The 14213-nt window shown below is 69.6% G+C and carries 13 protein-coding genes; 10 read left to right on the top strand and 3 right to left on the bottom strand.

Annotated elements, in window-relative coordinates:
- Nucleotides 1–9: 9 nt before the first annotated feature.
- On the bottom strand, nt 10–1302 hold the full coding sequence (locus CLU95_RS15090; RefSeq protein ID WP_099794260.1) for a glycoside hydrolase family 3 N-terminal domain-containing protein: 1293 nt from the start codon (nt 1300–1302) through the stop codon (nt 10–12).
- Nucleotides 1299–2765: a cell envelope integrity protein CreD gene (gene creD, locus CLU95_RS15085; RefSeq protein WP_099794259.1), complete on the bottom strand. Its 1467-nt coding sequence runs from the start codon at nt 2763–2765 to the stop codon at nt 1299–1301. The genes CLU95_RS15090 and creD overlap by 4 nt, the downstream gene beginning before the upstream one ends.
- Nucleotides 2766–2981: 216 nt before the next feature.
- Between creD and CLU95_RS15080 the strand changes: the two genes are divergently transcribed.
- The 7 genes from CLU95_RS15080 (at nt 2982) to CLU95_RS15050 (ending at nt 10375) form a co-directional block, all read left to right on the top strand.
- A complete protein-coding gene (locus CLU95_RS15080) occupies nt 2982–5042 on the top strand; it encodes a VIT and vWA domain-containing protein (RefSeq protein WP_099794258.1) in 2061 nt (686 codons plus the stop codon).
- A gap of 17 nt (nt 5043–5059) precedes the next feature.
- Nucleotides 5060–5992, top strand: a complete 933-nt coding sequence (gene xrtQ / locus CLU95_RS15075) for an exosortase Q (RefSeq protein ID WP_099794257.1) — start codon at nt 5060–5062, stop codon at nt 5990–5992.
- Nucleotides 5973–6542: a hypothetical protein gene (locus CLU95_RS15070; RefSeq protein ID WP_099794256.1), complete on the top strand. Its 570-nt coding sequence runs from the start codon at nt 5973–5975 to the stop codon at nt 6540–6542. The genes xrtQ and CLU95_RS15070 overlap by 20 nt, the downstream gene beginning before the upstream one ends.
- A gap of 34 nt (nt 6543–6576) precedes the next feature.
- Complete coding sequence (locus tag CLU95_RS15065) at nt 6577–7824, top strand: biosynthetic peptidoglycan transglycosylase (RefSeq protein WP_257214635.1); 1248 nt, start codon at nt 6577–6579, stop codon at nt 7822–7824.
- Nucleotides 7825–7826: 2 nt separating this feature from the next.
- Entirely contained in the window at nt 7827–8585 is a 759-nt protein-coding gene (locus CLU95_RS15060; protein WP_099797317.1) for a GNAT family N-acetyltransferase, read from the top strand.
- 70 nt (nt 8586–8655) lie between these two features.
- Nucleotides 8656–9549, top strand: coding sequence for a pirin family protein (locus CLU95_RS15055; RefSeq protein ID WP_099797316.1), 894 nt, complete (start codon nt 8656–8658; stop codon nt 9547–9549).
- 247 nt (nt 9550–9796) lie between these two features.
- Complete coding sequence (locus CLU95_RS15050; RefSeq protein WP_099794254.1) at nt 9797–10375, top strand: Spy/CpxP family protein refolding chaperone; 579 nt, start codon at nt 9797–9799, stop codon at nt 10373–10375.
- A 76-nt stretch (nt 10376–10451) separates the two neighbouring features.
- Here CLU95_RS15050 and CLU95_RS15045 read toward each other — a convergent pair whose 3' ends face one another.
- Nucleotides 10452–10829, bottom strand: coding sequence for a serine/threonine protein kinase (locus tag CLU95_RS15045; protein ID WP_257214634.1), 378 nt, complete (start codon nt 10827–10829; stop codon nt 10452–10454).
- Between the two features lie 209 nt (nt 10830–11038).
- On the opposite strand from CLU95_RS15045, the gene CLU95_RS15040 reads away from it, so the two are divergent.
- Genes CLU95_RS15040 through CLU95_RS15030 form a run of 3 tightly spaced genes read left to right on the top strand, consistent with a single transcriptional unit; the run spans nt 11039 to nt 14099 of the window.
- On the top strand, nt 11039–11836 hold the full coding sequence (locus CLU95_RS15040; protein ID WP_099794253.1) for an endonuclease/exonuclease/phosphatase family protein: 798 nt from the start codon (nt 11039–11041) through the stop codon (nt 11834–11836).
- A 14-nt stretch (nt 11837–11850) separates the two neighbouring features.
- Nucleotides 11851–13131: a cardiolipin synthase ClsB gene (clsB, locus tag CLU95_RS15035; protein WP_099797314.1), complete on the top strand. Its 1281-nt coding sequence runs from the start codon at nt 11851–11853 to the stop codon at nt 13129–13131.
- Nucleotides 13128–14099: a lysylphosphatidylglycerol synthase domain-containing protein gene (locus tag CLU95_RS15030; RefSeq protein ID WP_099794252.1), complete on the top strand. Its 972-nt coding sequence runs from the start codon at nt 13128–13130 to the stop codon at nt 14097–14099. Before clsB ends, CLU95_RS15030 begins: the two co-directional genes overlap by 4 nt.
- The last annotated feature ends 114 nt before the right edge of the window (nt 14100–14213 follow it).

Here is a 14213-nt window from a genome sequence, read left to right as displayed (position 1 = left end):
GCCAGGGGGCTAGCGAAGAGGTTGGAGCCGTGGCGCGCGCGGGCGTTCCGTCACCCGGGGATCGAGCGCGCCGCGCCGCACGCCTTCCAGCGCGCAGTGCATGGCATCGAAATACTTGTCGTGGTCGTAGGCGATGAGCAGCAGGTCCACCCCGGCGTCGAGTGCGCCCAGCGTGGCATTGCAAAGACCTCGGTTGTAGGCCCCGCCCATCGTGAGGTCGTCGGTGACGAGCAGGCCCAGAAAGCCCCATTCGCCTCGAATCACCTGCTGCACGATTTTGCGTGAGAAAGAGACCGGCGCGTCCGCGTCGAGTTCCCCAAGGATGACATGGCCCAGCATGATCGCGGCATCCGAATGTTTCGACACGTCTTGAAACGGCTTCCAGTCGTGTGTGGCCAAGCGGGCCACGGGCGTGCGCAGTTCGGCACCTACGTGGTGCGTGTCTTCGGTCACGCCGGCGAGGCCGGGAAAGTGCTTGAGTGTGCCGCGCACGCCAGCCGATTCAAGGCCTTGCTCGTAAGCGAGCGCCACCTGCGCGGTGATGTCGGGGTCGCTGGAAATGGCGCGTTCCTCGATGCGGGTGTGCAGGTCCCAGCGGCCCGGAGCGCGGCCGGGGCGCAGGTCGACCACGGGGCTGAAGTTCAGGGTGATGCCCAGCGCGGCGAGCGCCCCGCCCTGCTGCGCGCCGTAGGCGCGGGCACGTTGCAACAGTTCGTGTGCGGGCACGTCGGCGTCCAGCAGGCTGGCGAGCGCCGGCTGGTGCGGCACCATCGGCGACAGGCGCGAGACGCCGCCGCCCTCCTGGTCGGTCGCCACCACCAGCGGTGGCAGGCCGGCCGCCTGTCGCAGCGCCTGCAGGCCGGCGATTTCCGCGCGCAGGGTGTCGGCGCTGCGGCCCTTCACATTGCGGCCGGTGACGAAGACGCCGCCGATCAGGCCCCGGCGGGCCAGTTCGCGCAGGTCGTTCGCGTCGTCATACCCGACGATGAAACGCGCGCCGAGCGCCTGCGCCACCGGGCCCGAAGCCGCGTTCACTTCCATCCGGTGCTGGCGCGACGCCAGCTCGTGGCCCAGCGCCGTCAGCATCGCGCCCGCCGTCAGGGCCAGCGCCACGACACGGCGTGCGCCGCGCGCGCTGCGCCAGGCGATCGCGCCGCTGGCGCACAGCGCGGCGAGCAGCAGCGGCAGTTCTTCCTCGCGCAGGAAGCGCAGGTGCGGGTCCTTCAGGTGCCAGGCCCAGGCGCACAGCACGGCCAGCACCAGCCAGCCGAGCACACCGGGCATGGCGCGCAGCAGTTTCATGCGTCCACTGCCGCAGGGGCGGCTTCGTTGCGGCGCGACAGCGCATACCAGTCGACCTTGCGCGTCACGAGCATCAGCGTGGCCAGCATGCCGAAGATCAGCAGCGCGCCCAGCAGCAGCGCATTGCTTTCCGAGGCCAGCAGGCCGTAGAGCGCGCCGTACAAGAGCGCCACGAAGGCCGCGAACGACAGGCCGCGTTGCCAGCCGCCGAGCACCGCGCTGAAGTACACGGCCAGCAATGCCACGCTCGCACCGGCCGCTCCTGCGTAGGCGAAGTGGAAGGCGAATTTTTCCGACAGCGCCAGCAGTAGCAGGAAGAACAGCGCAATCGACAGGCCCACCAGCCCGTACTGCACCGGGTGCAGGCGCAGCTTGCGGAACAGCTCGAACATGAAGGCCGCCATCAGCACCAGGCCGATGAAGAGCGCGCCGTACTTGCCGGCGCGCGTGCTCATCGAATACACGTTGACGGGCTGTGCGAGCGACACGTCGAAGGTCTGCAGCGGGCCCGAGGCATGGCGCGGCGTGGACGCCGTGCGAACGACGGCCGCCGCGGCGTTCTGCGCGGCATCGCCTTCACCGCCCGACAGGCCGGCGCGCACCTGTTCGCGCGCCGTGGTCACGAGCGAGGACACGCGCCAGTGCGCGTCGAAGCCCTGCGGCGTGACCTTGCGCTGCGTGGCGAGGAAGCGCCCGCCGAAGCTGGGGTGCGCCCACGGCGATTTCAGGTGCGCGGTGGTTTCCTCGGCGATCGGCACCATCGAGAGCGTGTCCTGGCCCACCAGCGAGAGCTTCATGTCGAAAGTCAGCGGCTTGCCGGCCTGCCATGCGGCGAGCGCGGCGCCCGAGAGCGGCGCGTGGATGCCGTCGGCGTACGTGGCGTTGTCGGGCAGGCCGGGCACGCGCTGGCGAAAGCGCAGCGCTTCGCCTTCGATCGTGAGCGCGGGCGAGCCGTCGAGGCCGCGCAGGTCGCTCACGTGAAAGGCGATCAGTGGCGGGCGGAACTCGATCGACGAGTCGCTTTCGCTGTGCGGCACGGACCGCGGATCAAAACCCGCGAAGCCGCCGCCGAGCGCGGCCGTGAGCGTGTAGAACGGAATGCGGAAGATGCCGCGGTAGCGCTCCTGCGTGGCCATGTCGCCCTCGATGCGCAGCTTGTCGGGGAACACGGCATGCGTCATCTCCTTGCTCTGCGGGGCCTGGCCGATCACCTTGCCCTGCGCGTCGCGCAGCGGCTCGATCCAGCGCTCCACATACGGCACCAGCAGCACGGGGCCGACCATGGTTTGCGGCCCGGCGTAAGACTCGGCAAGTTCCTGCGCGGCCTCCCGCTGGCTCTCGCCGCGGGCGCGGTTGAGGTCGTCGATCCGCGCCAGCGGAATGCACAGCACCAACAGCAGGAAGAACAGGCCGGCCACCTTGACCAGCACCGAGGCCTGCAGGGCCTTCAACAGTTGAAGCATGGGTTTCTCCCCTCTTTTTCGGGTTTTTTCGTGATGAGGCGCCGATGCTCTCCGCCCGACCCGAAGGCCGTATGAAGCCGCCGCGCGGCGCACTTCACACAGACTTCACACAGCGGCGCATTCGGTTGTGGCGACTTCAACGCGCCTTCCAACTGCCTTCTCGCACGCTCACGACAGTGAGGGCTGTGCAAGTTCGCACGCAGAAGGACACCCGCCATGGACACCCCCACCACCCCACGCCCCGGCCGTTGGCTCTGGCTCGCCACCGTGAGCCTGGCGACCGTGGGTTTCATCGCCATGGGCGCCCGCCCGGCCCACGCGCAGGAAGCGCCCGCCGGTCCGCGCCTGAAGACCGAGAGCCCGTATTTCTTCGTCAAGAGCGACGACCCCTCGGTCGACCGCCTGCCGCTCAAGGGCACCGAGGTGGCGGTCAAGATTTCGGGCGTGATCGCCGACGTCACGGTCACCCAGACCTACCGCAACGAAGGCCAGCGCGCCATCGAGGCGAAGTACGTGTTCCCGGGTTCCACCAAGGCGGCCGTGAGCGGCCTCAACGTGCGCCTGGCCGACCGCCTGATCACGGCGCAGATCCGCGAGAAGCAGCAGGCCAAGATCGAATACGACACCGCCAAGAAGGAAGGCAAGACCGCCGCGCTGCTCGAGCAGCACCTGCCCAATGTGTTCCAGATGAACGTCGCCAACATCCTGCCGGGCGACGACGTGAAGGTCGAGCTGCGCTACACCGAGCTGCTGGTGCCGCAGTCGGGCAACTACCAGTTCGTGTTCCCGACCGTGGTCGGGCCGCGCTACAACAGCCCGCGGTCGGAGAACGCGCAAGCCCAATGGCCGGCGCAGCCCACGTTGCGCGCCGGCGTGGCACCGAGCACCAGCTTCAAGCTCACGGCGAGCATCGACACGCCGATGGGCCTGAAGGAAATCCGCTCGGCCACGCACACGATCGACGTGAAGAAGCGCGACGAAGACCAGCACGCGGACATCACGCTCAGTGCCGACGGCCGCCCCGCCGACAACCGCGACTTCGTGCTCGACTACCGCCTGGCGGGTGAAAAGATCGAGTCGGGCCTCATGCTCTACAAGGGCCAGGGAGAGAACGCCGAGAACTTCTTCCTCGCCATGGTCGAGCCGCCCAAGGCCGTGGCCGCCAGCGCCATCTCGCCGCGCGACTACATCTTCGTGGTCGACATCTCGGGCTCGATGCACGGCTTTCCGCTCGACACCGCCAAGACCGTGCTCGAACGCCTGATCGGCGGCCTGCGCCCCAGCGACACCTTCAACGTGCTGCTGTTCTCGGGCAGCAACAAGATGCTGTCGCCGCAGTCGGTGCCGGCCACGCGCGCCAACATCGAGCAGGCGCTCGCCACCATCAAGAACTACAGCGGCAGCGGCAGCACCGAGCTGATTCCGGCGCTCAAGCGCGTGTACGCCGAACCCAAGGCACCGAACGTGTCGCGCAGCGTGGTGGTGGTGACCGACGGCTACGTGACGGTCGAGCGCGAAGCCTTCGAGCTGGTGCGCAACAACCTCTCCAAGGCCAACGTGTTCGCCTTCGGCATCGGCTCGTCGGTGAACCGCAGCCTCATGGAAGGCATTGCACGTGCCGGCATGGGCGAGCCTTTCATCATCACCGACCCGGTGCAGGCGCCCGAGCAGGCCGCGCGCTTCCGCCGCATGGTGGAGTCGCCCGTGCTCACGAACGTGAAGGCCACCTTCGGCGGCCTGGACGTGTACGACGTGGAGCCGCAGGCGCTGCCCGACGTGCTGGGCGAGCGCCCGGTGATCGTGTTCGGCAAGTGGCGTGGTGAGCCCAAGGGCCGCGTGATCATCGAAGGCCAGAGCGCCACCGGCCCGTACCGCGAGGAAGTGCGCATCACGCCGCAAACGCGCCAGGACACCGCCGCGCTGCGCACGCTGTGGGCACGCCACCGCATCCAGAGCCTGAGCGATCAGGAAGCGCTCGAAGGCAGCGCGGCCTTCAAGGACCGCATCACCGAGCTGGGCCTGAAGTACAGCCTGCTCACGCAGTACACCAGCTTCATCGCGGTGGACAAGGTGGTGCGCAACGTGGCGCCGCAGAACAGCGTGGACGTGAACCAGCCGCTGCCGATGCCGCAGGGCGTGAGCGACCTGGCACTGGGCGCGGAGGTGCCGAGCACGCCGGAACCGGAAACGCTGGGCGCGATCGCCGTCGTGTTGTCGATGCTGGCCATGCTGCGCCGCCGTGCGCGCCGCAACGATCCGCGCCGCTTCACGGCTTGAACACAGGACGCACGACCATGTCTCTGGCAACCCTGGCCCACCACCATCCGCGCGTCGTGGACTGGGCCATCCGCATCGACCGCACGCCGGCCTTCGGCTGGCTCGCGCTGCAGTGCGCCGCGCTCGCGCCCATCGGGGTCTGGATGGCCCGCCGCCTGCAGGACGGTTCCGACGATCCGCTGGGGCTCGTGGCGCTGGTCGCCCTGGCCGCGCTCGCCTGGCAGTGCCGGCGCGAGCTGCGGGCCTCGCCGCGCCTGGGCTGGCTCGCGCTGGCCGGCGTCGGCACTGTGCTCGCCACGCTGCTGCGCACGGGGCTGGGCGGCCTGCCCGCGCTGCCGCCGCTGGCCTCGGGCCTGGTGGCGGTGCTCTCGCTCGCGGCCGGGCTGCTGGCCTTCCTGCCGCGCGGCGTGGCGGCGCTGCCGGTGGCCGGGCTGTCGGTGCTGGCGCTGCCGCTGCTGTCGTCGCTGCAGTTCTATGCGGGCTACCCGCTGCGCGTGGTGACGGCCGAGGCCAGCCGCTGGCTGCTCGCGCCGGGTTTCGAGGTGGCGCGCGAAGGCGCGACGCTGATGGTCGACGGCCGCCTGGTGATCGTCGACGCGCCCTGCTCGGGCGTGCAGATGGTGTGGCTGGGCTACTTCACGGCCTGCGCCGTCGCGCTGTGGGCGCGGCGCGGCGACCGCGCGTTCCTGCGCCGCCTGCCGGCCGTCGGGCTGCTGGTGCTGGCCGGCAACATCGTGCGCAACAGCGTGCTGATCGCCTTCGAAGGCGCCGGCCACCCGCTCGCGCCGTGGGCGCACAACGCGCTGGGGCTGGTGCTGCTGGCCGCGGTGTGCGGCGCCATCGCGCGCCTCATGGTGCCGGCGCGCGCTGCGCCGCACATCGACCTCGAACGCCCGACGCCGGGCCTGATCACCGCCGAAGGAGGCCGCCGTGTCGATACCGTTCGTTGAGCGCTGGTTCGCCAACCATTTCATCAACCGCGTGGGCCACAAGAGCGCCTTCGCGCTGGCGATGCTGCTGTGCGTGCTCTGGTCGGCCGCCGCGGCGCTGCGCGCGCCGACGGCCGAAGCCGATGCCGTGGGTTTCCACGAATGGCCCAGCCAGTGGGACGGCGTGCCGCTGCGCCCGCTGGCGCTGAGCGAGGTCGAGCAGCGCTTTGCCGATCGCTTCCCGGGCGCCATCGGTCGCATGACCGACGGCCACCAGACGCTGGTGATGCGCGCCGTGAACCGGCCCACGCGCATGCTGCATCCGGCCGCCGACTGCTACCGCGCGCTGGGCTACCGCATCGAGCAGGCGCGGCTGGAACGCGACGCGCAGGAGCGGATGTGGCGCTGTTTTGTGGCGCAACGGCACGGTACGGCAAATTTCCACGTCTGTGAGCGCATCGTCGATGCCCAAGGCACGGCTTTCACCGACACTTCGGCTTGGTACTGGGCGGCGGCCAGCGGCCAGTCGCACGGTCCATGGCAAGCTGTCACCGTGGCAAGACCGATGTGATGAGAACGTGTTTGTGAAGAAGACCCTGAGATTCGTGATTTACGGGCTGCTGGCCCTGGTGCTGTCTGCGGCAGCAGCTATCTTTCTGATAGTAAAAATCGCCCTCGCGCCGGCGGCGGGCGAGTGGCGCACCACGGTCAAGGCCGGCCCGCTCGACTTCGAGGTCGGCGTGCCGACCGCGGTGCGCCTGGCCACCTCGTCGTGGTTCGCGCCGCGACTGAACGGCCATGCGCTCGACACCCGCTTCGGTACCGTGCATTTCACCTGGGACGAGACAACCGGCCAGCAGCAGATGCGCTGCGCGCCGTGCAGCGCCGACGTGCCCGCGCTCGGCACGCAGCCGATCAAGGTCGAGCGGCTGGTGGCCACCGTGCGGCGCGACGGCAACACGCTGGCCGGCACCTTCGAGGCCACGCCCGAGGCGGCCAACGGCAACGCGCTGCTGCAGGGCACCTGGACCGGCCGCCTCGCGCCGAAGAACCTGCAGCTCGACGTCCGCGTGCAAGACGCGCCCATCGCCCGCTGGTACGCCGTGCTCGTGCCGGCGCTGCCCGAGCTGCAGCGCGCCCGCATCGGCGGCACGCTGGCGCTGCAGGCGCAGCTGCTGCTGCCCGACGCCACCTTCGCGGTGCAGCCGGCCATCAGCCAGTTCACCGTCGAGGGGCTGGGCACCGAGGCCATGCTGGGCGCGCGCACCAGCTGCGGCCCGTCGGGCAAGCTGGCCAACGACAGCTGGCTGGCGCGCGCCGTCATCGCGGCGGAAGACCAGCGCTTCTTCAGCCACGCCGGCTACGACCTGACCGAAATCCTCGCCTCGATCGACCACAACCAGAAGCCCGGCCAGACCCGGCGCGGCGGCAGCACACTCACGCAGCAGCTGGCCAAGCTGCTGGTCACCGGCAGCGACCGCACGGCCGAGCGCAAGCTGCGCGAGCTGCTCTACGCGGTCGAGATGGAGCAGACGCTGGGCAAGGCCCGCATCCTGCAGCTGTACCTCGACAACGCCCCGTGGGGCGGCAACCTCTGCGGCGGCGAGGCCGCGGCGCGGCGTTACTTCAAGCGCAGCGCGCGCACGCTCGAACCGGCGCAGGCCGTCTGGCTTGCGGCCATGCTGCACAAGCCGCAGGCCGTGCTCGAACAATGGCGCCGCGATGGCGCGATCGATCCCGACCGCACCAAGTGGGTGGCCGAGAGCGTGCGCGGCATCAGCCGCAACCAGCGCGAGGCGCTGCTCAAGAGCGTGGCCGCCGCCAAATACGCACCGCCGGAAGCCGTGCAATGAGCATGGCCCCGCACGACATCGAAGCCATCGAACGCGCCACCGTCGCGGCGGTGGCGCCCGAAGCTTGCGAAGAACTCGACGGCTGGCTGCTGCCTTTCGACCGCGGCACCGTCAAGCGCGCCCGCTCGGCCGTGCCGCTGCACCGCGACCCGGTCGAGCCCGCCACGCTCGACCGCATCGAAGACCGCTGCGACAGCCGCCAGGTCGCGCCCGCGCTGCGACTGGCCGACGCCGCATGTTTCGACACGCTGCGCGCCGAACTCGCGCGCCGGCACTACATGGCCGACAACCCGACCTGCGTGCAGACCGGCTCGGCGCGGCGCATGCGCGACCTCGTCGGGGCGGACGTCCGGCTGGCCGATGTCGACGCGACGCCCGATCCGGACTGGGCCGCGCTGTTCCTCGGTGAAGGCTTCGACCCGGTCGATGGCGTGCACCGCGTGCGTTCGCTGTCGCGCGCCACAGGCTCGCTCTTTGCCAGCGTGCGCGAGAACGGCGCGACCGTGGCGGCCGGCGCCATGGCCTTCGGCCACGGCTGGGCCAGCGTGCACGGCATGCGCACCGAACAGTCGCAGCGCGGGCGTGGCCTGGCCGGGCGCGTGCTCGCCGGTCTGGCGCAGGCGGCACTGTCGCGCGGTGTCGAGCGCGTGTTCCTGCAGGTCGATGCGCAGAACCAGCCGGCGCTGGCGCTGTACCGCCGCGCGGGTTTCGAGACGCGCTGGCAGTACTGTTATTGGCAGCGCCAGCAGTGGCCGCGCTGAGCTGAACCCCACCGGCAGTGGGCACCCCCACCGGTGGCGCGGTCGGGGCTTTGGTGCCACCATGGGCGGCATGACGAACGTTCATGCCCACCACCACCCCACCGATCCCGTCGCCACCCCGCGCGGCATCGACCACATCGTGGCCGGTGTTTCCACCAGTGACGGCGACGGCGTCAAACTCACCCGCGTGCTGCAGCAGCCGCTGCAGAAGCGGCTCGACCCCTACCTGATGCTCGATGCCTTCGGCAGCGACAACCCGGGCGACTACATCGGCGGCTTTCCGAACCACCCGCACCGGGGCTTCGAAACGGTCACTTACATGATCGCCGGGCGCATGCGTCACCGCGACAGCGCGGGCCACGAAGGCCTGCTCGAAAACGGCGGCGTGCAATGGATGACGGCCGGCCGCGGCCTCGTGCACAGCGAGCTGCCCGAGCAGGAAGAAGGCCTCATGGAAGGCTTTCAGCTGTGGCTCAACCTGCCCGCGAAGGACAAGATGCGCGAGCCCTGGTACCGCGACATCCAGAGCCACGAGATCCCCGAGTTCACCACCGCCAGCGGCGCGCATGTGCGCGTGATCGCCGGCACCAGCCACGGCGTCGCTGGCGCGGAGCAGCGCGCACACACCGAGCCTCTGTATCTGGACATCACGCTGCCGCCCGGCGCCGAGTTCGCGCAGCCGCTGCCTCATGGTCACAACGCGCTGGTCTACGTGTTCCGCGAATCGCTGTGGATCGCGGGCAGCGAGGTGCCGACGCGGCGCATGGCCATCCTCGCGAACGACCCCGGCAGCGACGGCACGGTGCTGCGCGCCGGCGCCACCAACCACAGCCCGGCGCGCGCGCTGCTGATCGCCGGCAAGCCGCTGAACGAGCCCATCGCGCAGTACGGGCCCTTCGTGATGAACACGCCCGAGCAGATCAAGCAGGCGGTGCACGACTTCCAGAACGGCAAGCTGGGCTGAGCTTGTTGCCCGCCTACCGAAAGACGGTGTCGAATGCGGGGCGCGCCGGCAAGCAGCAGGTGCCCGAACGCAGGCTGAAGCCGCCGAGGCCCAAACAGGTCACGCTGCAGGCGGCAAACCGGCACTGCGGTTCATGCTTCTTTACGCACGCTCACTTCCGGCTCACGGACGCGTTACAGAGGCGTTCCACACTTCGTCTCACCCGCTGCCCTTTGGTGGCGGACTTCTTCGAAAGGAAGCGACTCTCATGATCTCTCTTCGCCAACGCATCGTCTGGGCCAGCCTGCTGGGTTCGGCCGCCCTCGCCTCTTCGGGCGCCTTCGCTCAAGCGCCGGCCGCCACCACGCCGTCGACCGCAGCGCCCACGGCCGCCACGGCACCCGCCGACGCCACCGCCGCACCCAAGGCGCAGCACAAGCGCATGGACCCGGCCCAGCGCATGGAACGCATGAAGGAACACCGTGCCAAGCGCCTGGCCGCGCTGAAGGACAAGCTCAAGCTCACCGGTGCCCAGGAAGGCGCGTGGAGCAGCTTCACCGAAGCCAGCCAGCCGCCCGCTGGTGCCGCCCGCCCGCAGCGCATGGACCGCGCCGAGTTCGCCAAGCTGACCACGCCCCAGCGCCTGGAGCACATGCAGGCCCGCCAGGCCGAGCGCAGCGCCCGGTTCGCCAAGCGCGCCGAAGCCACGAAGACCTTCTATGCCGCGCTGACGCCTGAGCAACAGAAGACCTTCGACGCCGAAACCGCGAAGTTCGCGGGCCACGGCCATCGCTTCCATCGCGGTGGTCATGACGGGCACCACGGCGCAGCGCCTGCCAAGGGCTGAACCTGAAGGGCAAGAAAAAGCCCGCGATGCTTCGCGCATCGCGGGCTTTTTCGTGGGCGCGCATAGCGCTACAGCGTTACTGCGGCGTGCCCGTCTTCTCGGTCGGGTTGGTCGGCACCGCCGGGCGTTCACCCGGCTGGCCGAAGCGCGGCTTCACGTGCTGCGTCTCGGCGCGCACTTCCGCACGCGAGCGCTCGCCGGTCGGCGACGGCATCGCGTTGGGCTGGTGGTTCACGGTGGTGCTGGCCTCGCCCTTGGGCACCACGCTGTTGGCGTTGTTGCGGTTCTGCGCGCGGGCCTCGGCCTTCACGGCTTCGCGCGAGGCGGGCACCGAGCTGTCGCCCGCCATGGGTTGCTGGACGGGTGTCGGCATCTGGGCCTGGGCGGTGCCGGCGCCCAGCAGGGCGGCGAGCAGCGCGGCGGGGATCGTCAGGCGTTGCAGGGGGGTCATCATGGAAAGCTCCTTTGCAAATGAAAAAGGGCACAAAACCGAGCGCGATGGCATCGGCTTTGAAACCACCGTAGGAGCCCCGTTCCGGGCGCTGTGTCGGGGTGCGGCAGGCCTGCCTGTAGGAGCCCGCCGCCCTTGCGTGAAAGGCACGCGAAGAAGGTGGCGCGTTCCTACAGTCGGCGCGGGCGCGGCCACGTACAACGAGTGAACCGATGTCTTCTTCCCCTACTTCTCCGCTGCCCGAGGCCGCTGTCGCCGCCGCGCCGACCTCGCTCAAGGTCATGACCGTGAATACCCACAAGGGCTTCACGGCGCTCAACCGCCGCTTCATCCTTCCGGAGCTGCGCGACGCGGTGCGCACGGTGGGCGCCGACGTGGTGTTTCTGCAGGAGGTGATGGGCACGCACGCGCGCCATTCGCGCACCGTGAACAACTGGCCCGAGGCGCCGCACTATGAATTCCTGGCTGACACGATGTGGCCGCAGTTCGCCTACGGGCGCAACGCGGTGTATCCGAAGGGGCATCACGGCAACGCCGTGTTGTCGAAGTTTCCGATCGTGCATTACCGCAACCACGACGTGTCGGTGAGCGGCCCCGAGAAGCGTGGCCTGCTGCACTGCGTGCTGCGCCTGCCGGGCCGCACGGTCGATGTGCATGTGATCTGCGCGCACCTGGGGCTGGCCGAGGCGCACCGCCAGCAGCAGCTGGAACTGCTGTGCCACATCGTGCGTGACGAGGTGCCGGCCGACGCGCCGCTGATCGTCGCGGGCGACTTCAACGACTGGCGCAGCCGCGCGCACGACGTGCTGGCCGAAGGTGCCTCGCTGCGCGAGGTGTTCGTGCATGCCCACGGCCGCGCCGCGCGCACCTTTCCGGCGCGCCTGCCGCTGCTGCCGCTGGACCGCATCTACGTGCGCAATGCGGGCGTGCATGCGCCCGTGGTGCTGCCGCGCCGGCCCTGGTCGCACCTGTCGGACCATGCCCCGCTGGTGGTGGACATCGACCTGTGAACGCCGAGGCCCCCATGCGTGACACCCCCGAGCGTGCCGGCCACTGGACCGGCGGCAACCGCATCGACCTGCTGGAGAACGGCGAGGAGTTCTTTCCGCGCGTGTTCGAGGCCATTGGCGCGGCACAGCGCGAAGTGATCATCGAAACCTTCATCCTGTTCGAGGACAAGGTGGGCCTGGCGCTGCACGCGGCCATGCGCGAGGCGGCGCTGCGCGGCGTGAAGGTCGACCTGATGATCGACGGCTTCGGCTCGCCCGACCTCTCGCGCGAGTACCTTGAAAGCCTGGCCACGGCCGGCGTGAAGGTGCGCGTGTTCGACCCGGGCCAGCGCTTCCTGGGCCAGCGGCTCAACGTGTTCCGTCGCATGCACCGCAAGATCGTCGTGGTCGACGGCGAGCGCGCCTTCGTGGGCGGCATCAACTACTCCGAGGACCACCTGCTCGACTTCGGCCCCAAGGCCAAGCAGGACTACGCAGTCGAGCTGGCCGGGCCGATCGTGGCCGAGATCCACCAGTTCGTGCTGCGCGCGATTGCAGTCGGCGGCAAGGGCGTGGGCTGGTTCCGGCGCCGGCTGAAGCAGGCACCGCCTGCGTCGCAGCTGCAGGCCGCGGCGGGCGAGGCCGACGCGATCTTCGTCACGCGCGACAACCGCCGCCACACCAACGACATCGAGCGCCACTACCGCGCGGCGATCCGCGCCGCGCGCGAGCGCATCGTGATCGCCAACGCGTATTTCTTTCCAGGCTACCGGCTCATCAAGGAACTGCGGCGCGCGGCACGCCGCGGCGTCGATGTGCGCCTCATCCTGCAGGGCGAGCCCGACATGCCGATCGTGAAGACGGCGGCCGGCATGCTCTACCACCACCTGCTGCACGCGGGCGTGCGCATCTACGAGTACTGCGACCGCCCGCTGCACGGCAAGGTCGCGCTGATGGACGACCGCTGGAGCACCGTGGGATCGAGCAACCTCGACCCGCTGAGCCTGTCGCTCAACCTCGAGGCCAACATCGTGGTGCGCGACGCCGCGTTCAACAACGTGCTGTGGGAGCGCATGGACCATCTCATGCAGCACAGCTGCAAGCAGATCGGCGCGGACGACCTGGCCAGCGAATGGAGCGGCTGGCGGCTGGTGCGCAGCTTCTTCGTCTTCCACTTCTTGCGCTGGTACCCGTCGTGGCTCAACCGCCTGCCGCGCCATGCACCGCGCCTGACGCCGGCGGAGGCGACCGACCTCATGGCGCAGCAACAGAAGAAGCGCGGCGACGAAGGCACGGCGCGCACGGAGACCGCATGAGCGCCTCGCTCGCCCTCACGCACCGGCCCTGGTGGCCATGGGTGCGGCGCGTGGCGATCTGGGCCTTCTTCGGCGGCATCGCCTGGCTGCTGCTGAAGCAGGCGCGCACCATCGACTGGGCCGAGGTGTTCGCCGCGCTGCGCGCATTGCCGGTGCTCACGCTGCTCGCGGCCGGCGCGCTGGCCGCCGCCAGCTTTGCGCTTTACAGCACCTACGACCTGCTGGGGCGCCACCTCACGAAGCACCGGCTCGGCGCCGGCACGGTGATTGGCGTGACCTTCATCAGCTACGCCTTCAACCTCAACTTCGGCTCGCTGGTGGGCGGCGTGGCGTTCCGCTACCGGCTGTATTCGCGCCTGGGGCTCGACAACGACACCATCACGCGCGTGTTGGGCTTCAGCATGCTGACCAATTGGCTCGGCTACCTCGTGGTGGCCGGCGCCGCCTTCTGCTTCTGGCCGATGGCGCTGCCGCCCGACTGGAAGATCGATGGCGGCGGCCTGCGCATGCTCGGCGCGGTGCTGCTGATGGTGTCGCTGGCGTACCTGGCGCTGTGCGCGTTCTCCGATGGCCGCGTCTGGCGCGTGCGCGGCCACGCGCTGCGCACGCCGACCTTGCCGATGGCCTTGCTGCAACTCGCGATGTCGTGCGTCAACTGGTCGCTCATCGGCGGCGTGATCTGGGTGCTGCTGCAGGGCGAGGTCGGGTATCCGCAGGTGCTCGCGGTGCTGCTGGTCGCGGCCGTGGCCGGCGTCGTCACGCACGTGCCGGCGGGGCTCGGCGTGCTGGAGGCGGTGTTTGTCGCGCTGCTGGCGCACGAGGTGCCGAACACCCGGCTGCTGGGGGCGCTGCTGGCCTACCGCGCGCTCTATTACCTGCTGCCGCTGGCCGTGGCGCTCGTCGCCTACCTCGTCACCGAGATGCGCGCGCGGCGCCTGCGAACGGACGGCAGCGGCAACAAACCTTGAATTTATTCTCCAGAGCGGACCGAGTTGACGAAATGACGGTCAGGAATTGTTGCACTGCAACAAATTTCATGGCCCAGGCCTATAGTGACCTTCTGTTCCCCTACGCCCTCACCC

It is taken from the genome of Variovorax sp. 54 (genome assembly GCF_002754375.1).
Classification (GTDB): domain Bacteria; phylum Pseudomonadota; class Gammaproteobacteria; order Burkholderiales; family Burkholderiaceae_C; genus Variovorax.
Note: the sequence above shows the minus strand (reverse complement) of the source record. Positions and strands in the feature narration are given on the sequence as shown.